Origin of the sequence: Streptomyces sp. STR69, from assembly GCF_024519455.1 — a bacterium.
Classification (GTDB): Bacteria; Actinomycetota; Actinomycetes; order Streptomycetales; family Streptomycetaceae; genus Streptomyces.
The window spans coordinates 1-21108 of sequence record NZ_JALJRY010000031.1 but is presented as its reverse complement, the minus strand read 5'-3'; the positions used below and the strand labels follow the sequence as shown (position 1 = coordinate 21108).

Below are 21108 nucleotides of genomic sequence, written 5' to 3'. Positions count from 1 at the left end.
TCCGGTTGGACCGGGGTTTTTTGTACCCCGATACCCGCTAGCTCCAGCTCAGGCCCGTCAGGCGCTCGTACGCCTCGATGTACTTCGCGCGGGTCGCGTCCACGACCTGCTGCGGCAGCGGCGGCGGAGGCTGCTCACTCTTCCGGTCCCAGCCGGACTCCGGCCCGGTCAGCCAGTCGCGCACGAACTGCTTGTCGTACGACGGCTGCGCGCGGCCCGGCTCCCACTCCTCGGCCGGCCAGAAACGGGAGGAGTCCGGGGTGAGCACCTCGTCGGCGGCGATCAGCGTCTCGCCCTCGAAGCCGAACTCGAACTTGGTGTCCGCGAGGATGACGCCCCGGTCCCGCGCGATGTCCCGGGCCCGGCCGTAGACGGCGAGCGTCGCCTGCCGCAGCTGCGCGGCGGTGTCGGCGCCGACCTGCCGGGCGACCTCCTCGTACGACACGTTCTCGTCGTGCTCCCCTACGGCGGCCTTGGTGGCCGGGGTGAAGATCGGGGCGGGGAGTTCGCTGCCGTCGACCAGGCCCTCGGGGAGGGCGAGGCCGCAGACCGTGCGGGACGCGTTGTACTCCAGCAGGCCGGAGCCGGTGAGGTAACCGCGGGCCACGCACTCCACCGGGACCATCTGGAGGGACTTGCAGATGAGGGTGCGGCCCGCCCAGTCGGCCGGGGCGCCGGGCGGGAGTTCGGTACCGAGGACGTGGTTGGGGATCAGGTCGGCGAGCTGGTCGAACCACCAGAGGGAGAGCTGGGTGAGGACGCGGCCCTTGTCCGGGATCTCGGTGGGCAGTACCCAGTCGAACGCGGAGATGCGGTCGCTGGCGACCATCACGAGCTCGCCCGCCTCGTTCTGGTACAGCTCGCGCACCTTGCCGGTGTGGAGGTGCGTCAGGCCCGGGACCTGGAGCGGCTCGGGCTTTTCTACGAATCCGGACACGGTTCCTCCAGTGGGTCTCTCCAACTGGCTCGATTGTCCCGTATGCGCGGGCACCTCCGGGCAGGGGGTGCGCCGACCTCGTACGCGAGGGGCGGTCGACCTCTTACGCGAGGGGCGGTCGACCTCGTACGTGCGGGTCAGTCGTGCTTGCAGATGCGGTCCAGGAGGTTGGCGGTGGCGCGCTGGACGCGGGCGTCGACGTGGCCGGGGCGGTCCAGGGCCGGTGACCAGGCGAAGGTGCCGGAGGCGAAGACCAGGGAACCGGACGGCGCCCGGTACAGGGAGGTCTCCTGGTGGCGGAGGGCGCCCTCGCTGTCCGTGTAGGGAGAGTGGGCGAGGAGGATGCGCTCGTCGTGCGGGGGGAGCTGGGTGCGCGGGAAGTACCGGTCGGCCTCGCCCGCGACCAGGCCCTCGATCCCCTCGCCCTCGGCGGTGCCGGTCGCCTCCCACAGCCAGTGGTCGGCGTTGCGCACGATCAGGGGGTGCGGCTCGGGGACCCGGCCCGCGTACTGGATACCCACCAACTGCTGCTCGGGGCGGTCGACTTCGCGCCACAGCACCGGGCGGCCCGGGCCCCGGCGCTTGCGGCAGGTGAGCAGCCGGTCGGGGACGCCGGACGGGGAGCGGGCCAACTCCACCTGCCAGTACATGGTGTTGGCGGAGAGGAAGACGAGGGACGTGCCGTGCTCGCGGGCCAGTTCGACGGTACGGCGCATGGGGGTCGACCAGTACTCGTCGTGGCCCGGGAAGACCAACCCCCGGTAACGGGTGGGGTCGACATGGCCCGCGTGCAGGTCGCGGGCGTCGGCGTAGGCGAGGTCGTAGCCGTAGCGCTCGGCCCAGCGGATGAAGTCGTAGGCGTGGCCCACGTGCAGGGGCAGGCCCGCGCCCGCGTACGGGCGGTCGAAGGAGACGGTCGTCGCGGCCTCGGACTCGCCGAGCAGCCGGCCGTCGCCGTCCCAGGCGTGGTAGAGGCTCGCGCCCGTGTGGCCGTCCTCCGGGTAGAGGTTGTACGCCTGCCAGGTGATGTCGGGCAGGAGGAGGAGCAGGTCGGCGGGCTGGTTGTCGCGGACCGTGAAGGGGATGTGGGAGCGGTAGCCGTCGGCGGTGGTGAGGACTGCTACGTAGGCGCCGATGCTCCAGTAGCTCGGGATCTGCAGTCGCCAGGACAGCCACCAGTGGTGGCAGGAGACCGTGCGGTCGGCGGTGAGCGGCGGGGGCTGGACGATGCCGGAGAGGCGGGGGCTGGTGGTGATCTTGGCGGCACCGTCACCGCCGTAGTGGCCGATGCGGTAGATGTCGACGCCGAACTCCTGGGGCGGGTCGACCGTGACATGGAAGTCGAGGGCCTCGCCGGGTGCGACCGCGCTCGCGTTGGTGAACCCCTTGATCTGGCGGCGCACGTCGTCGGCGGAGCGCGGGCCGCCGCCCCCGGGCGCGCGGGGGGCGGGGAGCCTGGGGGTGTTCCTGCCGGGGGTGCGGGCGGGAGCGTGGGCAGGGTCGTGGGCGGGGGCCGGGTCCACGTACCAGGGGACCACGTGGCCGGTGTCGTCGAAATAGGTCTCGCTGCCGCGGAGCCAGGGGACGGGGCCCTGCCCGAAGGGGTCCGTCACGGCGTGCGCCAGCGCTCCCGACTCCCAGCGGCGGATCTGCTCCGACCCCATGTCGCTCCCCTCCCTCGTGCCCCCGTGGTCGTTCCTCGCCCAACTGTCGTATGCCGCAAGCCTTTGCCACACACCGGACGGCGTACGGGATCGGCCCCAGCACATCACATTAAGCACTCACTCTGTCACTGGTCGTTGCGAATTGACCAAAAGTGGAGCTCTGGGTTCCGATACGCGTGAGGGGTGGCGGGCGCGCCGTCAGACGAGGCGTACCGGCTTCTCCGGGCGTATGCCCAGGTCGATCAGCCAGGCCCGCAGCGGGGCCGGGTCGCCGTCCTCCACGAGGCTGAGGACCCTCGGGGCGAGGTCGGCCGCTCTCGTGCCGTTGACGAGCAGGGTGGGGCCGTCGAGCCAGTCGAGGCCGGGAGTCGCGCCGGCCGTGTCCATCGCGGCGCAGCACACCATCGCCGTGACGTGATCGGCGAGCAACTCCCGTCCGGTGCGCGGCGGTTGGAGCGGGAAGAGGGGCAGCGCGCCGTCGTCCCAGAGCGCGGAGTCGGGCCCCTGCCCGGGCGGCGCCGAACCGGTCGCCGGGGTCGCCGCCTCCTCCCGCGCCAACTCCGCGGTGAGCCCGGCGGCGAGCGCCGCACTGTGCGGCGAGCAGCCTTCGCCCAGCTCTCCGTCGTCGTCCGCGGCCATGGCCTTGTAGGGCTCGGGGGAGGGACGGTGATGGACGGGAGGCTCGGCGAGGGGTTCGGTGGGTCGGTCGAGGTCAACCGGCCCCAGGGAAACGGCAGTTCCGTCGACCGCGGCCGACTCCGCGTACCGGCCGGAGGCATCCGCCGCCGGGTTCGCCAAGTGGTCCACCACTCGGGCCAGGGTCGGGGCGTCGTGGTGCGGGGTGACGGGGTCGGGGGAACGGCGGACGCCGAGGGTGTCCAGGACGCGGTGGAGGCGGGCCGCGTCGGTGCGCCATGTGCGGTCGACGACCTCCTCCGGGTACTCCTGCCAGTCCACCGGCGCCCAGTCGGCACCGGCCTCGGCCGGGCCGCCGTGGAAGAGGCGGGCGGCGAGGAGTGAGGTCGCCTCGTCGATGGTGCCGGGCTCTTCGAGCAGGTCACAGGCGGGGCGCTCACCGAGCCGGGAGGCGAAGCCCTCGGCCAGCCGGTCGCGGCGGGACAGTTCGGTGAGCGCGGCGACGACGCCCGCGTCCAGCCGGGACGGCCAGCGGCCCATCCGCCACGCGGGCAGCGCGACCCGGGTCAGCAGCCGGTCCCAGCCCGCGTACGCCAGCCCCACCTGCTCCTGCGCGACGATCCGCAGTCCGTAGTCCACAGCCTGTGCGCGCTCGGCGGCAGCGGCGGCCACGCCCCGCTCCATCTCGGCCGCGTGCCCCCGGCAACTGCGCAGCAGCAGCCGGGCCACCCAGCCGACACCGGCGAGCACCGAGCGGAACACGGGTCCACGGGGTGCCGAGGCCACGGCCACCGCCGCGTCCAGGCCCCGTACGAAACGGCGGGCGGCGGCTATGTCCGGGTGCGCGGAAGGTCCCGTACCCGCGACGACCGGGGCGAGCACCGCGCGCAGCTCACCGACCCGCATCCACCACAGGAACGGGGAGCCGATGACAAGGACGGGCGCGGCGGCCGTACGACGGGAACGCGCCGGGGTGAGGCCGCGTACGCCCGTGATCTCGTCGCGGTCCTCCTGCGGGAGCGGGCCGTGGGCCGGGTGGGTGCGGTCCTCCAGCCAGCTGTCGCAGTCCGGGGTGAGCGCTATCGCGGAGGGCGCGGGGACGTCGAGGCGGTCGGCCAGGTCGCGCACCATGCGGTACAGGTCGGGGGCCGATTCCTCGGCGATCGCGACCGTGGGACTCACGGCGGGGCGGGAGCGCGCGACGACCAGCGCGATCGCGCCGGCCGCGAGCAGCACGAGGACCGCGGCCACGCCCGTGATCCAGCGGGCGAGGTCCCAGCCCCGGCCCATGAGATGGCCGGTGGAACCGCCCGCCAACAGGATCACCGCGACGGCGGCGGGCAACAGGGCGACGGCCAGCGCGCGGCTGCGGATGCGCAGCACGGCCAAGGCCCGGGAACGCGCCGCCTGCGCGCCCGCCTCCACACCCATACCGGTCACGACCGGACCTCACCCCCTCCGTGCTGTCCCGCTCTGCTGGCGTTGCTCACTCCCCCACTGTGGCACCCGCCACTGACATCGCAATGCCGGTGGGCCAAGTGCCGGAACGCTTGCGCCGCACCATAGTTGGGGCCCCGGCCCCCGTCAGCCGGATGGGGCATCGGTCACTCGATGGAATGGCTCAGGGGAAAGGTGGATGACGGAGGGCAAGGATCAGGCCCCGAATCCTGAGACGGGATCGGGGCCTGTGGGGTTCATCGGCGCGCGGGAGCGCTTGGGGTTACTCGCCCGCCGCCGCCTTCGCCGCGATGTCCGTGCGGTGCTGGGAGCCGTCGAGGCGGACGCGGGCCACGGCCGCGTACGCGCGCTCGCGGGCCTGCGTGAGATCCGTGCCGGTCGCGGTGACGGACAGGACCCGGCCGCCCGCGCTGACGACGTCGTCGCCGTCGTGCCTGGTCCCGGCGTGCAGCACGTACGCGTGCGGGGCGTCCTGCGCGGCCACCTCGTCGAGGCCGGTGATCGGGTCGCCGGTGCGCGGGGTGTCGGGGTAGTTGTGCGAGGCGATGACGACGGTGACCGCCGCGTCCTCGCTCCAGCGCAGGGGGGCCAGGTCTTCGAGGGTGCCGTTCGCCGCGGCGAGCAGGACGCCGGCCAGCGGGGTCTTCAGCCGGGCCAGGACCACCTGGGTCTCCGGGTCGCCGAAGCGGGCGTTGAACTCGATGACCCGGACGCCACGCGAGGTGATCGCGAGACCGGCATAGAGGAGGCCGGAGAAGGGGGTGCCGCGGCGGCGCATCTCGTCCACGGTCGGCTGGAGGACGGACTGGAGTACCTCCTCGACCAGCTTCGGATCGGCCCACGGCAGCGGGGAGTACGCGCCCATGCCTCCGGTGTTGGGGCCCTCGTCGCCGTCGAGCGCGCGCTTGAAGTCCTGCGCGGGCTGGAGCGGGACGACGGTCACACCGTCGGTGATCGCGAAGAGCGACACCTCGGGCCCGTCGAGGAACTCCTCGATGACGACCCGCTCGCAGGCGTTGGCGTGCGCCTTCGCCGCTTCGAGGTCGTCGGTCACTACGACACCCTTGCCGGCGGCCAGTCCGTCGTCCTTCACGACGTACGGCGCACCGAAGGCGTCGAGAGCCTCCTCGACCTCTTCCGGGGTCGTACAGACGTACGAGCGGGCGGTGGGGACACCGGCCGCCGCCATCACTTCCTTGGCGAAGGCCTTGGAGCCCTCCAGCTGCGCGGCCTCCCCGGAGGGGCCGAAGACCGGGATGCCCGCCTCGCGCACGGCGTCGGCGACCCCGGCGACGAGGGGTGCCTCCGGACCGACCACGACCAGCTCGGCACCGAGCTCCGTGGCCAGCGCGGCCACGGCGGCGCCGTCGAGGGCGTCGACCTGGTGCAGTTCGGCGACCTCGGCGATGCCGGCGTTGCCGGGAGCGCAGTGCAGCGCGGTGACGTCGGGGTCGAGGGACAGAGAACGGCACAGGGCGTGTTCGCGGGCGCCGGTACCAATGACGAGGACCTTCACGGGGGTCAGCCTAGGACACGGTGGGGGTGTGCCCGCCCGGCGCGGGTCGTGAGGTGGTTGTCGGGGTGGGTGATGAGGGGCCTGCCGGGGGGTGGCGAGGGGCTTATCGGGGGGGTGGTGAGGGGCTTGTCGGAGGGGAGCGCCGGTGGGCGGTGACCGGTAGGGGTCGGCTACTCGTTCGTGAACTCTTCCATCACCGTTGCTCCCAGCTCCCGCACGATCAGTTCGTGGCCGGAGAGGGCCGACTCGTCGAGGTCGGGGTCGTCGTCCTCGGGGGTGTCGTCCTCGGCGGACACGGTGTGGTGGGCGGGGGGCGGGGAGGGTGCGGCAGGGGGCTGGGGCCGGGTGGGCGCCTGTGCCGAGGGGGAGTTGGTGGTGTTCGTGGGTGCGGGCGCGGAGGCGGGGGTGGGCTGGGGGGCTGCCGGACTGGGGGCGGGCGTGGCGGGGCCGGGGCTGCCGTAGCCACCGGGTGCACTGCCGTAGCCACCTGGCGCGCCGCCACCGCCGCCACCGCCGCCGTATGAACCGCCCGGCTGCGGGGGCGGGGTACCGCCGCCCGACGGGTCGACTACCGCCTCGATCTTCCACTGGACGTTGAACTGCTCGGCCAGCGCCTGCTTCAGTACGTCCTCGCTGCCGCTGCTGTTGAAGTTGTCCCGCGCCCCGGCGTTGACGAAGCCGATCTGGAGCGTTGTGCCGTCGAAGCCGGTGACCTGCGCGTTCTGGCTGAGCAGGATCCAGGTGAAACGGCGGCGGTTCTTCACCACTTCCAGGATGTTCGGCCAGAGCATGCGGGGGTCGAGACCGCCGGCCGGAGGTTGAACGGGGGCCGCGGCATGGGCCTGGGGTGCGGAGGCCGGTACGGCGGCGGGGGCCGGCGCGGATGCGGGCGCGGATGCGCTGTGGGCGGACGGGGGCTGTCCGCCTCCCGCCGGGGTTGCCGTGGGCCAGCCGCCCGGGCGGCGCCCGCTGCCCGCGGCCGTGGCGGTGGGCCAGGCGCCGGGGGCGGGGGCTTGTGCCTGGGGTTGCGGCTGCGGGGGTGCCTGGGTCGGCGGGGCGGGCTGGGAGTAGGCGGCGGCTGCGGGGGCGGGGGCCGGCTCCGACGGCATCGCGGGGGCGGGGGCGGCTGGTGTCGTCGTACCGGCGAAGGGGGCGCCGGAGGCGGGGGCTTGGCCTCCGGTGCCGGTGCCGGTGCCGGGCGCGCCCGGACCTCGTACGGCCGCCCGAGCCGCGGCGGCGCCTCCGCCGTGGACCTGAGCCGGAGCGGGAGCCTGGGCGTAGGCCTGGGCCTGAGCCGGGGGATGGGTCTGGGCCTGGGGATGGGTCTGGGCCTGGGGATGGACGTGGGCGTCGGGTCCGGGGACGTATCCCATGGTGGGCGCTCCCCCGCCGCCCGCGAAGTTGACGCCTCGTTCGAGCCGGTCGAGACGGGCCATGACCGACTGCTCGTCGCCGTACGCGGCGGGGAGCATCACGCGGGCGCAGATGAGTTCCAGTTGGAGGCGGGGGGCCGTGGCGCCGCGCATCTCGGTCAGGCCGGTGTTGACGAGGTCGGCGGCGCGGCTGAGTTCGGCCGCGCCGAAGGTGCCGGCCTGCGCCTGCATACGTTCCAGGACGTCGGTCGGGGCGTCGATGAGGCCCTTGTCGAGGGCGTCGGGCACGGCGGCGAGGATCACCAGGTCGCGGAGGCGTTCCAGCAGGTCGGCGACGAAACGGCGGGGGTCGTTGCCCCCCTCCATGACGTGGTCGACGACCTCGAAGGCGGCGGCGCCGTCACCGGTGGCGAAGGCTTCGACCACGGAGTCGAGAAGCGAGGCGTCCGTGTAGCCGAGGAGGGACGTCGCCATGGCGTAGGTCACACCGTCGGTGCTCGCCCCCGCGAGCAGCTGGTCCATGACGGACATGGAGTCACGCACGGAACCGGCGCCCGCGCGCACGACGAGGGGCAGCACGCCGTCCTCGACGGGGATGTTCTCCCGCCCGCACACCTCGCCGAGGTAGTCGCGAAGCGTCCCCGGCGGCACGAGCCGGAAGGGGTAGTGGTGGGTCCGCGACCGGATCGTCCCGATGACCTTCTCGGGCTCGGTGGTCGCGAAGATGAACTTGAGGTGCTCCGGAGGCTCCTCGACGACCTTGAGCAGGGCGTTGAAGCCCGCCGACGTGACCATGTGGGCCTCGTCGATGATGTAGATCTTGTACCGGCTGCTCGCAGGCCCGAAGAACGCCTTCTCGCGCAGCTCACGGGCGTCGTCCACACCACCGTGCGAAGCGGCGTCGATCTCGATGACGTCGATGGAACCGGGGCCGTTGCGCGCGAGGTCCGTGCAGGACAGGCACTCGCCGCAGGGTGTGGGCGTGGGCCCCTTCTCGCAGTTCAGACAGCGGGCCAGGATGCGCGCGCTCGTGGTCTTGCCGCAGCCGCGCGGCCCGCTGAACAGGTACGCGTGATTGACCCGGTTGTTCCGCAGCGCCTGCTGCAACGGGTCGGTTACATGCTCCTGCCCGATGACCTCGGCGAACGACTCCGGGCGATAACGGCGGTACAGCGCGAGAGACGACACGCGTACGAGGTTATAGGCGCCCACTGACAACGGGGGCCGGTGGCGAGCCTCGGCCACGGCTACAGGCACCGGGAACGCAAGCGCCCCCCACGCACCCGCCAGAGCCAACCTACCCTTGCTGCCTTCCGGCCCTGGGGGAGTTCAGTCAGATAGCGCCGCGTGAGGGGCTCCGCACAGGCTACAGGATCTGAGCGGGGGGAACGAGTTCGCGAGCACTCCTCAACGTCTTGTATTGTTTGCCGCGGAGGATTCGCCTAGTGGCCTAGGGCGCACGCTTGGAAAGCGTGTTGGGGGCAACCCCTCACGAGTTCGAATCTCGTATCCTCCGCCAGTGCCTCACCGGGCACGATGTCGAAGGGCCCCACCGTTCGCGGTGGGGCCCTTCGTCGTGCGTGGTCTCAGTTTTGGTCTCAGTTGTCCGCCGGAGCGGGACGCGGGTGGGTTTCGTACATGCGGACCGCGACGACGAGGCCGGAGGCGGCAGTGAGGGCGGCGACGGCCCAGATGGCGGTGGTGAGGCTGTAGGCGTCGGCGAGGATGCCGGCGAGCAGGGCGCCAACGGCGAAGCCTCCGTCGCGCCACAGCCGGTAGACGCCGACGGCGCGGGCGCGCCAGGCGGGGTGGGCGACGTCGCCGATGACGGCGAGGAGGGTCGGGTAGACCAGCGCGGTGCCGATGCCGAGCAGGATCTGGGCGGTGGCCCAGACGGGGAAGGTGGTTGCGGCGGCGACGAGGGCGATGGCGGCGGCCTGCAGCAGCATGCCCGCGGTGATGAGGTGTTTGCGGCCGATGTGGTCGGACCACCAGCCGGTGAGCATCTGGCCCGCGCCCCATACGGCGGGGTAGAGCGCGGCGAGGACGCCGATCTGGGCGATGGACAGGCCGTGGGCGGCGAAGAGCAGCGGGAAGATGCCCCAGGCGAGGGCGTCGTTGAGGTTGTTGACCAGGCCGGCCTGGCTGGCGGCGGACAGGGCCTTGTCGGTGAAGCTGGTCCGGCGGGCGATCTGGGCCGTGGTCATCTCCGTGGCTGTCTGTACGGGGTGGAGTGCGGCCTCGGCGCGGGCGTGGTCGCGGGTCTCGCGGACGAAGATGGTGGACAGGCCCAGGGCCAGAACGAGGTAGGCGGCGCCGAGGAGGAACGGCTCGGGGCGTAGCCCGGCGTGTTCGGCGATAGCGCCGGTGGCCACGGCGGTGGCGGCGACCGCGACGTAGCCGGCGGCCTCGTTGAAGCCCATGGCCAGGCCGCGGCGTTCCGGGCCGACCAGGTCGATCTTCATGATGACAGTAGTGGACCAGGTCAGGCCCTGGTTCATGCCGAGCAGGACGTTTGCGGCGATGATCCAGCCCCAGGTCGGGCCCCAGGCGAGCATCGCGGGTATCGGGAGGGCGATCAGCCATCCGGCGACCAGCACCGGTTTGCGGCCGTAACGGTCGGAGAAGGTGCCGGCGAAGAAGTTGGTGATCGCCTTGGTGGTGCCGAAGGCAAGGATGTAGGTGAGGGCGGCGGTGTAGGCGGACAGGTGGAAGACGTCGTCCGCGAGCAGCGGCAGGACGGTGCGTTCCTGGCCGAGCATGCCGCCGACCAGGGCGTTGACCGCGACGAGCAGGGTGAACTGGGCGAGGTTGGCGCGCAGTCCGAGCCGTATGCCGTTGGGCGTGGTCGTGGTGGTCACGCGCCTTCCTCCAACGTGCGGCCGGTGGCCTTGACCCAGTCGCCCGGTCCGCCGTCCAGGACGGCGAGGTCGTCGTGTCCGGCACGCGCGAGGAGGCTGGCGGCAGTCATGGCGCGCTCGCCGTGCCCGCAGGCGACCACGGCCCCGGCCGGTGCTTCGTCGGTATGGGAGGTCAGTTCACCGAGTTCGATGCCCACAGCGCCGGGGATGTGGCCGGCGACGTGCTCGGCCCGCTGCCGGATGTCCAGGACCGGTCGGTCGGCGATGCGATCCGCGGTGAGCAGGTCAATGGTCTGCTGTGCTCCGCCAGCCGCCTGCCACACGGGCCACTCCAGGTGTCCGGCCAGTCGCTCGTATCCGATCTTCAGCGCCTGCCAGGTGAGTTCGGCGAGGTCCTGGCCCGGCGCGGTGACGAAGACGAGAGGGGTGTCGTCGGGCAGCAGCCAGCCGAGCCAGGTGGCGAACTGGTCGCGCAGCGGGATGGAGATCGCGCCGGGGATGTGGCCGTGGGCGAAGTCCGTGACAGGCCGTACGTCGATGATCTGGGCGCCCTGGCCCAGCAGTTGGCGGGTCTCGGCTGCCGAGAGCGCGGCGAGGGTGGGGGCGGTGGAGAGGACTGCGGGGCCGAGCCGGTTGATCTCGCCGAGGCGGTCGAAGTAGGCGGGGTAGGAGCCGAGGCCGGCGAGCAGCTGCCGTACGAAGGTGTCCTCGTCCGGTGCGGTGAGCAGGGAGTTGGCCTGTTTCTGGGCGCCGATGGTGGTGATGCGTTCGGCGCCGGGTGGGGCGGAGCAGAAGGAGCCGGCGCCGTGGGTGGGCCATACGGCGGTCTGGTCCGGGAGTTGAGCCAGGCGCCGGAGTGACTGGTACTGGGCGCGGGCCAGTTCCTCCGCGCGGTCGGCGCCGAGCAGGTCGGTGCGGGCGGCGGAGCCGACGATGAGGGATCCGCCGGTGAAGACGCCCAACTCCCTTGCGCCGTCCAGGAGGAGGAAGGAGAGGTGCTCGTCGGTGTGTCCGGGGGTGGCCAGGGCGCGCAGGGTCAGCCCGCCCAGGTCGGTCTCGTCGCCGTCGGCGAGCGCGGTGTGCGGGAAGGCGCGGTGTCCGGCGGCGGAGGCCAGGACGGTCGCGCCGTCGTCGGCCGCAAGTTGGAGTGCGCCGGTGAGGAAGTCGGCGTGCAGGTGGGTGTCGGCGGCGTAGGCGACGCTCAGCCCGCGCCGCTCGGCGGCGGTGCGCAGGGCGCGCAGATCCCGGCTCGCGTCCACCGCCAGGGCGCGGCCGTCGCCCAGGTCGAGGAGGTAGGCGCTGTTGCCCAGACCCTCGTCGACCAGCGGTATCAGGTGGTCGTCGGCGAAGCCCATCGGGTCCTCCAGGTGTCACGGTACGGGCCGGGTGGCCTCCGCACTCACCCACCTATACAATATTCCATGGATTTATGGAGGATGCCATGGGAGACCCCGCGCGCAAGTCGGCGCTGTACGACGCCTTCGCCCACACCGGCAAGGCGCTCAGCAGCGGGAAGCGCCTGGAACTGCTCGACCTGCTGGCGCAGGGCGAGCGCACCGTCGACGCCCTCGCCAAGGCCGCCGGGCTGAACCTGACCACCGCCTCCGCGCATCTGCAGACCCTCAAGCAGGCCGGGCTCGTGTCCACCCGCCGCGAGGGCGTGCGCATCCACTACCGGCTGGCCGGAGACGACGTCGCCGCCCTGTACGCCCTGCTGCGCCGGGTCGCCCAGACCCACCAGCCAGGCGTCGAGGCCGCCCGCACCGCCTACCTCGGCGACGACCAGCCGCAGGGGGTCGGGCGCGAGGAACTGCTGGCCCGTGCGCAGGCGGGTGAGGTCGTCGTCCTGGACGTGCGTCCGGCCGAGGAGTACGCCGCCGGGCACATCCCGGGCGCGCTCTCCATCCCGGTCGAGGAACTCGCCGACCGGATCGCCGAGTTGCCCGCCGACACGGAGGTCGTCGCCTACTGCCGCGGCGCGTACTGTGTCCTGGCCCACGACGCCGTACGGCTGCTCAACGCGCGCGGGCGGCAAGCTGTGCGGCTGGCCGAGGGCATGCTGGAATGGCGCCTGGCCGAGCTGCCGGTGGCCACCGGAGAAGCCGCGTGATCCCCGCGCACCCGGGGCTGCGGGGCGGGCCGGTCTATCTCGACTACAACGCCACCACCCTGGTGGACCCGCGGGTGCTCGACGCGATGCTGCCTCACCTGGGGCACTACTTCGGCAACCCCTCCAGTAGCCATTCCTACGGCGATCAGCCCCGCCAGGCGCTCCATCAGGCACGCGCGCAGGTCGCCGCCTTGATCGGGGCCCGGCCCGACGAGATCGTCTTCACCGGCTCCGGCTCCGAGGCCGACAACCTCGCCCTGCGCGGCGCCGTGCTGTCCGCCAAGGCCAGTCGCCCTCACGTGATCACCCAGGTCACCGAGCATCCGGCCATTCTGGAGACCTGCCGCGCCCTGGAACGCCTCCACGGCACCGAGGTGACGTACCTGCCCGTCGACGGCGACGGCCTGGTCGACCCGGCCGCGCTCGCCGTCGCCCTCACCGAACACACGGTCCTGGTCTCGGTCATGGCCGCGAACAACGAGACCGGCGCCCTCCAGCCCATCGCCGAACTGGCCCGCATCACCCACGCCCACGGGGCGCTCTTCCACTGCGACGCCGCCCAGGCGGTCGGGAAGATCCCCTTGGATGTACGGGAGTTGGGCGTCGACCTGCTGACGGTCGTCGGCCACAAGATGTACGCGCCCAAGGGCATCGCCGCCCTGTACGTCCGCCAGAGCGTCGCCCTCGAACCGCTCGTCCACGGCGGAGGGCAGGAAGGGGGCCTGCGCGCCGGAACGGAGAACGTCGCGCTCGCCGTCGCGCTGGGCACGGCCGCCGAACTCGCCGCCGAGGAACTCGCCGACGCGACGCCGAGCGGCCGTATCGCGGCACTCCGGGACAGCCTGCACCGGCGCCTGGCCGATGCCCTGCCCGGCCGCGTCCACCTCAACGGACCCGACACGGGACGCCTGCCCAACACGCTGAACGTCAGCATCGACGGCACGCTCGGCCACGAACTCCTCGCCGCCACACCCGGCCTGGCGGCCTCCACCGGCTCGGCCTGCCACAGCGGCACCCACACCCCCTCTCCCGTCCTGACCGCCATGGGCCTCGATGCGGACCGCGCGCTTGGGGCCCTGCGGCTGTCGCTGGGCCGCTGGAGCACGACCGGGGACATCGAAACGGCGGCGACCGCGCTGCTCAAGACGGCTGCCGCGCACTGAAAAGGGGGCCATCGACCTCATCATGAGAGCGACGAGGAGGAGAGGTATGGCCGACATCGCCGTCATCACCGTGGACGGCACCGGCCTGCTCTGCGTCACCCTCCTGCTGAAGCTGCGCGCCCGTATCGACGGTGCCGAGCCCGGCTCGGTCGTCCACGTCATCGCCACCGACCCGGCCGCCCCGCTCGACCTGCCCGCCTGGTGTCACATGACCAGCCACACCTACCTCGGGCCCGTCCCCGACCCCGACCGGGATGTGTACGCGCTCCGTCTGACGGGCGACGCCCTGGCTACCCGGCCCGACGCGCCATGGCACCCCGACGGCCAACAGGACGGGGACGACACCCGAAGCTGAGCGCAACGGCCCCTCTCGCAGACACATCCGGTGATGTGAGCGGGACGCTCACGTCACCGGCCACCCGGCCAGCACCACGGTCGCTCCCAGTACGCCGGCTCCCAGCAGCGCGCTGACGACGCCCCGGCGGGCGGCCAGCAGCCACACCGCCGCTGCGGCAAGGACCCCGTACTGCCAGGCGTGTTGCAGTGCCAGGGCCAGAGGAATCGCGGATCCGGCGATGGCGCCGATGACCGCCGGGCCGGCGCCGGTGAAGAACGCCTGCACCCGGGCGTTGGCCCGCAGCCGGTCGAACCGGGGCCCGCCGACGAGCACGAACAGGAACGACGGGGCGAAGGCCACGACCGCCGCGAGCAGCCCGCCGCCCACCCCGGCGGCGGCGTAGCCGACCACCGCGACGGTCTGCACCACCGGTCCCGGCGTGATCTGTCCCAGCGCGACGGCATTGAGGAACTGTCCGTCGGTCATCCAGTGGTAGCGGTCGACCGCGTCGGCCTGCATCAGCGGGATGATCACGAATCCGCCGCCGTAGGACAGCGCGCCGACCTTGAGCGCCACCCACACCAGCGCCAGCAGGCCCCCGCTTGCCGCCGGGGCGGTGGCCAGCAACGGCCACGAGACGGCCCACCGGTCTGGATGCCCCGACGGGCGCGCCCGGACCGCGACTTCCACCAGGCCGGCGCCGATCAGCACCAGGACCAACCATGGCCCGGTCAGCGCGGCTGCCGCCCCGCCCGCGAGGCAGTAGCCGATCCACCGGGCCCGTGCTGCCTGAGCCTGCCCGGCCCGCTTCCAGCTCGCCGGCACCAGGCTGACGGCCGCCTGCACCGCCACCGCCGCGACCGCGGCCCCGGCGCCCGCCGCGGCGCCCCTCACCCACAGCGGCGCGTGTCCGGCCAGGAACAGCGCGGCCAGCGCCAGGATCAGTACCAGGCCCGGCACGATGAAGCACACTCCGCCGACCAGCGCGCCGGCCAGGCCACGCAGCCGCCACGCTGTGAAGATCGCCAACTGGGTCGAGGCCGGGCCGGGCAGCAGGTTGGTGGCCGCGATGCCGTCCTCGAACTCGGCGGCGGCAATCCAGCGGCGCCGGTCCACGCACAGCTGCCGCAGCAGCGCGATGTGGGTAGGCGGTCCGCCGAACCCGATGCAGCCGATGCGGCCCCACTCCCGGGCTATCGTCCCCAGCCCCACCCGGCACTCGTCGCCCCGGTCCTCTTCCGTCCGGTCCTCGCCCGCCACCGCCACGTCGCTTCCCTCTCCCGCGTGCTCGGCCCGCACTGCGGCGCGACCCTACCGGCCTCGGTTGAACGGATGGAGCGGACGGAGCCGGACCGACCGTGCGTGCCCAGCGGCGACGGGGGTGAGGGCGTCGCACGGTGCTCGCCTCGGTCGCGGACACGCTCAGTCGGTGGATCCGGTGCTCTCGTCCGTGTTGGTGTGCCCCGGCCCTTCCAGTCTCACGGTGTCGGGTCACGTCGGCTCCGGGGCTGTCCGAGGCTCTGTCGACGGTCAGTTGCAGCAGCCGCAGCCGGGACGGCATCCGCACCCGTCGTCCGCCTTCATGTCGATGGCCGGGCCCGCCGAGGCGGGCGTCGCACAGCAGCCTCTGCCCTGCCAGGCGTCGCGGCCTTCCTTGACGGCGACGGCCGCGATGACGAGGGCGGCGATGGGGTCGGCCCAGGACCAGTCGAGGGTGGCGTTGAGGACCAGGCCGACCAGGAGGACGGCCGAGAGGTACGTGCACAACAGGGTCTGTTTGGAGTCGGCGACGGCGCTGGCGGAGCCCAGTTCGCGGCCTGCGCGACGCTGGGCGGCGGACAGGAACGGCATGATCGCCAGCGAAAGGGCGGCGATGACGATGCCGGGGATGGAGCGTTCGGCCTCGCCGGTGCCCGTCAGGGCACGTACGGCGTCAACGGTGACGTAGGCGGCGAGCGCGAAGAACGACACCGCGATGATCCGCAGGGTGGTCTTCTCGCGCGCCTCGCGTACGGCGTGCTCGCGGGCGGAGAACTGCCAGGCGACCGCGGTAGCGGACGAGACCTCGATGACCGAGTCCAGGCCGAAGCCGATCAGCGCGGTGGAGGAGGCGAGCGTGCCGGCGGTGAGGGCGACGACCGCCTCGATGACGTTGTAGGTGATGGTCGCGGTCACCAGCAGGCGTATCCGGCGGGCGAGCGCGTCGCGGCGGGCCGGGGAGGGACCGAGGGATATCGCGGTCATCAGCAGCAGCCCTTCTCGTCGGCGTCCGCGCAGGTGCGGTCGGTCTCGACGGCCACGACAGCGGTGCGCAGGTCGTCGAGCGCATGCCCGAGGCGTTCGTCGGCGAGCTCGTAGCGGGTGCGGCGGCCGTCGGGCGCGGTGACGACCAGGCCGCAGTCGCGCAGGCACGCGAGGTGGTTGGACAGCCGGGTGCGGGAGACGCCCAGTGCCTCGGCGAGATCGGCCGGGTAGGCCGGGGCGTCGCGCAGGGCGAGCAGGATGCGGCAGCGGATCGGGTCGGCGAGCGCGCGGCCGAACCGGACCAGCACGTCGATGTCGAGGGCAACAGTCAGCACACCCATGACGATACAAGGATTCCTGAATTCAGGAAACCGTGGATTGATTGGGATCCTTGGCCGGGTCGGACGGCACGCGTAGGGGGTCGTTCGCACCGCGGCGGCCCTAGCGGACCGGTGGGCTGCACCAGACCTGGGGCAGTCGCCCTCGTTCCCCAAGATTGCCCGTACGGCCGCCGGGAGGCGTCGGGACGACCGCGCACTACCGTGGATCCATGACGGCTCCGTTGGACGTGCTCGTGGTCGGTGCAGGACCCACCGGGCTCGCCCTCGCCGCGCAACTGCGGACCTACGGGACCACCTTCCGGATCGTCGACCGCTCCCTCGACCGGGCCTACGAGTCACGCGCGTTGGCCATCCAGCCACGCACCCTGGAAGCGCTCGCCCCATTCGGTGTGAGCGACGAGCTGGTCGCACGCGGAAACCCCGCGATGCAGCTGAGGATGCATCTGCGGCACCGGGTGGTGCCGATGCGGCTGTTCGACATCGGGTTGACGGACACTGCCTACCCCTTCCTCCTGTTCCTCTCTCAGGCGGAGACCGAGAGCGTCCTCGCGGAGCATCTGCGGGGCCAGGGCGTGGACGTGGAACGGGGCACGGAGCTGGACCGAGTGGAGCGCACAGGCTCGACTGTCACCTGCTGGCTCCGGCACGGCGACGGCACCGAGGAGGCCGTGGAGGCGACGTACGTCGTGGGCTGCGACGGTGCGCACAGCACGGTGCGGGCCCAGGCGGGCATCGGCTTCGAGGGGTACGCCTACCCGCAGACCTTCCTGCTCGCCGACTTGGAGGTCGATGGGCTGGAGCCCGGGGCAGTGCACACCTACATGACCGGAGCCGGGATGCTGTTCTTCTTCCCCTTGGGCTCGCCGGCCACCTGGCGGATGCTCGCGATGCGGACGCCGGGCACCCCGGACACGGAGGTGGACCTCAGGCTCCTGCAGGAGATCACCGACCGATACACCAGCGACCGGCTGGAGTTGCGCGACCCGGTGTGGATGACCGACTTTCGCCTCCACAACCGCGGAGCCGCCCACTACCGCTCGGGGCCCTTCTTCCTCGCCGGGGACGCGGCCCACATCCACAGCCCGGCCGGCGCCCAGGGCATGAACACCGGCATCCAGGACGCCCTCAACCTGGGCTGGAAGCTCGCCCTCGTGCGCCGGGGAAGGGCTCCGGAGGAACTGCTGGAGACCTATGAGGCCGAGCGTGCCCTGGTCGGCAGCAGCGTGCGCCGCTTCACCGACCGGGCGTTCACCATCGGCACCAGCCACAACCCCGTCATCCGTTTCGCCCGCACCCGACTCGCGCCGCGCCTGGCCCCGTTGGCGCTGCGTGCGACCGGGCCTCGCGGGCGAGTCTTCCGTACGGTGTCGGAGTTGGGCATTCACTACCGACGCAGCCCTGCAACCACCGCGGGCCCACGGACGCCGAGGCGCGGCCCGCGCCCGGGCGACCGGCTGCCCGATCTCCCGCGCGGGCTGCAGGCACGTACTGCAGGACCGGGCTGGCAACTGCTGCTGACCGGACCACCTGCGATCTGGAGCGATGAGCGCCTCGCCGCCGCCCTGCGCGGACGCGACGACCTGATCAGCGTGCACCGGCTCGGCGGGCAGAGCCCATGGCCGAACGCGGTCCACGCACTCCTGCGCCCTGACGGGTACCTCGGCTACGTCGCTGCCGGGACGCACATGGAGGGACTGCGCGACTACCTGGAACGCTGGCTGCCCGCCCGGCGGAGTTGATTCGTACGGGTTGAGGCAAGGGCTGGAACGCGCTCTCGTTTCATGCCCGGCCGGGGTGAAGCCGAGCAGCCCGCCGGATGACGGGGATGGCCCGGGGCGGCGTCGGGCGGGCGGCTGGCGCCGGGCTTGACCTTCGAGCTGGGTCGAAGGTCTAGGTTCGGGCCATGAACACCTACCGCATCTCGCAGTTGGCGGAACGCAGCGGAGTTCCGGCGACGACCCTGCGGTTCTACGAGACGGCCGGGCTGCTGCCCGCCGAGCGCACGGCCGCCGGTTACCGCGTCTATGACGAGCGGTCGGTGGAACGCCTGGCCTTCATCTCGTCGGCCAAGCTGCTCGGGCTGCCGCTGGAGGAGATCCGGGAGCTGCTCGGGGTGTGGGAGCAGGGGGTGTGCGCGGCGGTGCGGGCGCGGATGCTGCCGTTGGTCGCCGACCGGATCGCGGATGCCGATCGACGCCTCGCCGAGTTGTCCGCGTTCTCCACGCGCCTGGCGGACGTTCATGAGCAGCTGTCGGGTCCGGCACCGGAGGGGGCGTGCGGCCCCGACTGCGGCTGCGTGTCCGGTGCCCGCCAGGGGCCGGTGCCGGTGGAACTGACGCCGACCCGACCCGAGCCCCTGACCGGCGAGCACGAGTCATGGCGCCAGGCACCGGTGGCCTGCACGCTGGACGGCTCCCGGCTGGGCGAGAGGACCGGGCAATGGCGGCGGCTGGCGCAGCAGGCCACCAGCCGTGAGGAGATCCCGGATGGGCTGCAGCTGGCTTTCCCCTCCACGCCGGAGCTGGCCTCCGAGGTCGCCTCTCTGGCTGCCGCCGAGCAGGACTGCTGCGCGTTCTTCGACTTCACCCTGCGTCTGGCCCCCACCGAACTGGTTCTCGTCGTGCGGGCCCCCGAGACCGCCGGATCCCTGATGGCCGAACTGTTCGAAGCGAAGACATGACCCCCGACCGGCGCTCCCCCACCCCCAAGTCCGCTCTCGGCTCCGCCACGATCTCGGTGGCCGCCTGCGCGGCTTGCCGCATGGGCCCGGTGCCGTCCGTACTCGGCGGCATCGGCACCGCCTCCGCGATCGGCACGGTGTGGGCTCCGGCACGGGCCGCCCGTGCCCTGGCTCGGACTCCCCGATGGAAGACGCGATGAGCCGGTCAGCTTTCAGCCATGCGTACTGACAGGTTCCGGTCAAAGATTTGTCCAAGTGCCGGACTCCTCCCACCGCTCGTGATCGGGTCCCCTGCGACGGCTGTATGACCACCCGTTCTTCGGAGGACCTGGTGTCAGCACCAACCCGCAAGAGACGATGGCTCACGATCTGTGCCATCACCGCATCCGCCGCACTCGTGGCGATACCCGCCGGCGCCGCGCCCGGCGGGCACAACAGCCCCTTCGGGGCCCGCGCACTCGCTCAACTCGCCGCCGAGCGAGGGGAGTCGGCGGGTGGCATCGCACCCAAGGCGAAAGCCCAGGACGACGACGGCGGCGGTGACGACGGCAACGAGGCCGACGAGATAGCCGAGGGCGCGGACCAGTACGCCGAGGCCCGCACCTCGCCCGGCATCGTCGCACCGGGCGCGTACGGCGCCGCCTGGACGAGTCTGACCAACCTGCCCAGCACCAGCGGCAGTTGGCGCAACATCACCAACCTCCCGTACAACTCCGACGACCCCCGCTACCGCGACTACGACTCCAACTCCAGCGGCGGCTCCGGGAATGTGACCGGCCGGATGGCGGCGATGGCCGCCGACGACGACGGGTACGTGTACGCGGGCAGCGCGGGCGGCGGAGTGTGGCGCTCGCGCACCGGTGGCGGCCACTGGCAGCCCATCAGCGACAAGCTGCCCGCCCAGTCCACCGGCGCCCTCGCGCTGGACGGCACCGGACGGCTGTGGCTGGGCACCGGCGAGGCGAACACCAACGCCGACGCCTACCTCGGCAGCGGCGTCTACGTCCTGACGAACCCTCACCACGGCACCTTCTCCACCCGCAGCCGGGTCGGCGGCGACGAGCTGGAGTCCACCACCGTCCGGCAGCTGCGCTTCGGCGGCGGCAAGGTGTGGGCGGCCACCAGCGAGGGCGTGTGGAGCCACTCCACGAAGACGCTGAAGGGCGCCTGGAAGCTGGAGTTCGCCCCCAACCCCGACTATCTGCCCGGGGGTTCGAAGGCGACCGACGCCAGCGCCGCGTACAAGAACATCACCAACGACATCGCGATCGACCCCAAGGACTCCTCCAAGGTGGTCCTGGCCGTCGGCTGGCGCAGCGGCGACGACTACAACGGCTTCTACACCAAGACGAACGGCACCTGGACACGGATCACCAGCGGCTTCGGCGACCTGCCGACCGACGCCGACAACGTCGGCACGGTCACCTTCGCCCCCTCCGCCGACGGCTCGCGCTACTACGCCATCGACGAGTCGCCCGCGCAGATGGCCGCCAACCCCGACAGCGGCCTTGAGGGCATCTACAGCGCCGGCTCACCGTTCGGCCCCTGGACGAAGGTCGCCGACTACAAGCAACTGGCCGCCGACGGCTCGGCGCTGACCTCCAGCGGCTACATGCCGGGCGTGCAGTCCTGGTACAACCAGTTCCTGACCGTCGACCCGAACGACCCGAAGCACGTCTACGCGGGCCTGGAGGAAGTCCACGAATCCAAGGACGGCGGCAGCACCTGGTCGGCCGTCGGCCCGTACTGGAACTTCGGCTTCCCCTGCTGGAGCATCGACCCCACCAA

At 72.3% G+C, this 21108-nt stretch carries 16 protein-coding genes, 1 tRNA gene, 1 other RNA gene and 1 pseudogene; 8 read left to right on the top strand and 11 right to left on the bottom strand.

All coding sequences use genetic code 11. The annotated features are described in order from the left end of the window. Positions 1-37: 37 nt before the first annotated feature. From OC490_RS39490 to ffs, 6 genes are all read right to left on the bottom strand, one after another. Entirely contained in the window at positions 38-937 is a 900-nt protein-coding gene (locus OC490_RS39490; RefSeq protein ID WP_262062874.1) for a phosphoribosylaminoimidazolesuccinocarboxamide synthase, read from the bottom strand. Positions 938-1074: 137 nt separating this feature from the next. Beyond that, a complete protein-coding gene (locus tag OC490_RS39485; protein ID WP_262062873.1) occupies positions 1075-2601 on the bottom strand; it encodes a N,N-dimethylformamidase beta subunit family domain-containing protein in 1527 nt (508 codons plus the stop codon). A gap of 198 nt (positions 2602-2799) precedes the next feature. Next, positions 2800-4677 carry a hypothetical protein gene (locus OC490_RS39480; RefSeq protein WP_262062872.1) on the bottom strand — a complete coding sequence of 626 codons (1878 nt, stop codon included), beginning with the start codon at positions 4675-4677 and terminating at the stop codon, positions 2800-2802. Between the two features lie 280 nt (positions 4678-4957). Then, the gene (purD, locus tag OC490_RS39475) at positions 4958-6211 is read right to left on the bottom strand and encodes a phosphoribosylamine--glycine ligase (protein WP_262062871.1); all 1254 of its coding nucleotides are present in this window, start codon (positions 6209-6211) and stop codon (positions 4958-4960) included. Between the two features lie 170 nt (positions 6212-6381). After that, entirely contained in the window at positions 6382-8772 is a 2391-nt protein-coding gene (locus OC490_RS39470; RefSeq protein ID WP_262062870.1) for a DNA polymerase III subunit gamma and tau, read from the bottom strand. Between the two features lie 73 nt (positions 8773-8845). Beyond that, positions 8846-8944: signal recognition particle sRNA small type (gene ffs / locus OC490_RS39465), an RNA gene on the bottom strand. Between the two features lie 71 nt (positions 8945-9015). Between ffs and OC490_RS39460 the strand changes: the two genes are divergently transcribed. Further along, positions 9016-9103: transfer RNA gene (locus OC490_RS39460), tRNA-Ser, on the top strand. A gap of 79 nt (positions 9104-9182) precedes the next feature. On the opposite strand, the gene OC490_RS39455 is transcribed toward OC490_RS39460, so the two are convergent. Together OC490_RS39455 and OC490_RS39450 are read right to left on the bottom strand one after the other, a co-directional pair. Further along, complete coding sequence (locus OC490_RS39455; protein ID WP_262062869.1) at positions 9183-10445, bottom strand: MFS transporter; 1263 nt, start codon at positions 10443-10445, stop codon at positions 9183-9185. Then, complete coding sequence (locus OC490_RS39450; protein ID WP_262062868.1) at positions 10442-11800, bottom strand: MBL fold metallo-hydrolase; 1359 nt, start codon at positions 11798-11800, stop codon at positions 10442-10444. Before OC490_RS39450 ends, OC490_RS39455 begins: the two co-directional genes overlap by 4 nt. A gap of 86 nt (positions 11801-11886) precedes the next feature. Here OC490_RS39450 and OC490_RS39445 point away from each other — a divergent pair, with 86 nt between their 5' ends. Genes OC490_RS39445 through OC490_RS39435 form a run of 3 tightly spaced genes read left to right on the top strand, consistent with a single transcriptional unit; the run spans position 11887 to position 14073 of the window. Then, entirely contained in the window at positions 11887-12555 is a 669-nt protein-coding gene (locus OC490_RS39445) for an ArsR/SmtB family transcription factor (RefSeq protein WP_262062867.1), read from the top strand. After that, entirely contained in the window at positions 12552-13718 is a 1167-nt protein-coding gene (locus OC490_RS39440; protein ID WP_262062866.1) for a cysteine desulfurase family protein, read from the top strand. Before OC490_RS39445 ends, OC490_RS39440 begins: the two co-directional genes overlap by 4 nt. A gap of 46 nt (positions 13719-13764) precedes the next feature. Then, positions 13765-14073, top strand: coding sequence for a sulfurtransferase TusA family protein (locus OC490_RS39435; protein ID WP_262062865.1), 309 nt, complete (start codon positions 13765-13767; stop codon positions 14071-14073). Between the two features lie 48 nt (positions 14074-14121). Here the strand turns inward: OC490_RS39435 and chrA are convergent, their stop codons facing one another. From chrA to OC490_RS39420, 3 genes are all read right to left on the bottom strand, one after another. Beyond that, positions 14122-15321: a chromate efflux transporter gene (gene chrA / locus OC490_RS39430; RefSeq protein ID WP_262062864.1), complete on the bottom strand. Its 1200-nt coding sequence runs from the start codon at positions 15319-15321 to the stop codon at positions 14122-14124. Between the two features lie 264 nt (positions 15322-15585). Next, positions 15586-16299 (bottom strand): cation transporter, encoded by a 714-nt coding sequence (locus OC490_RS39425; RefSeq protein ID WP_262062863.1) that lies wholly within the window; start codon positions 16297-16299, stop codon positions 15586-15588. Next, on the bottom strand, positions 16299-16634 hold the full coding sequence (locus tag OC490_RS39420; RefSeq protein ID WP_262062862.1) for an ArsR/SmtB family transcription factor: 336 nt from the start codon (positions 16632-16634) through the stop codon (positions 16299-16301). The genes OC490_RS39425 and OC490_RS39420 overlap by 1 nt, the downstream gene beginning before the upstream one ends. Before the next feature lie 215 nt (positions 16635-16849). On the opposite strand from OC490_RS39420, the gene OC490_RS39415 reads away from it, so the two are divergent. The 4 genes and pseudogenes from OC490_RS39415 to OC490_RS39400 all read left to right on the top strand — a co-directional run. Beyond that, the gene (locus OC490_RS39415; protein WP_262062861.1) at positions 16850-18379 is read left to right on the top strand and encodes an FAD-dependent monooxygenase; all 1530 of its coding nucleotides are present in this window, start codon (positions 16850-16852) and stop codon (positions 18377-18379) included. Between the two features lie 164 nt (positions 18380-18543). Next, a complete protein-coding gene (locus OC490_RS39410) occupies positions 18544-19320 on the top strand; it encodes a MerR family transcriptional regulator (protein WP_262062860.1) in 777 nt (258 codons plus the stop codon). After that, the gene (locus OC490_RS39405) at positions 19317-19520 is read left to right on the top strand and encodes a hypothetical protein (protein ID WP_262062859.1); all 204 of its coding nucleotides are present in this window, start codon (positions 19317-19319) and stop codon (positions 19518-19520) included. The genes OC490_RS39410 and OC490_RS39405 overlap by 4 nt, the downstream gene beginning before the upstream one ends. Before the next feature lie 131 nt (positions 19521-19651). Continuing rightward, positions 19652-21108 (top strand): annotated as a pseudogene (locus OC490_RS39400) (glycosyl hydrolase); the annotation flags it as partial.

Excerpts from the sequence above, each read along its gene's own strand:
- OC490_RS39450 (WP_262062868.1), bottom strand. The coding sequence starts at position 11,800 with ATGGGCTTCGCCGACGACCACCTGATACCGCTGGTCGACGAGGGTCTG.
- OC490_RS39415 (WP_262062861.1), top strand. The coding sequence starts at position 16,850 with ATGACGGCTCCGTTGGACGTGCTCGTGGTCGGTGCAGGACCCACCGGG.
- OC490_RS39405 (WP_262062859.1), top strand. The coding sequence starts at position 19,317 with ATGACCCCCGACCGGCGCTCCCCCACCCCCAAGTCCGCTCTCGGCTCC.
- OC490_RS39425 (WP_262062863.1), bottom strand. The coding sequence starts at position 16,299 with ATGACCGCGATATCCCTCGGTCCCTCCCCGGCCCGCCGCGACGCGCTC.
- OC490_RS39445 (WP_262062867.1), top strand. The coding sequence starts at position 11,887 with ATGGGAGACCCCGCGCGCAAGTCGGCGCTGTACGACGCCTTCGCCCAC.
- OC490_RS39435 (WP_262062865.1), top strand. The coding sequence starts at position 13,765 with ATGGCCGACATCGCCGTCATCACCGTGGACGGCACCGGCCTGCTCTGC.
- OC490_RS39485 (WP_262062873.1), bottom strand. The coding sequence starts at position 2,601 with ATGGGGTCGGAGCAGATCCGCCGCTGGGAGTCGGGAGCGCTGGCGCAC.
- OC490_RS39410 (WP_262062860.1), top strand. The coding sequence starts at position 18,544 with ATGAACACCTACCGCATCTCGCAGTTGGCGGAACGCAGCGGAGTTCCG.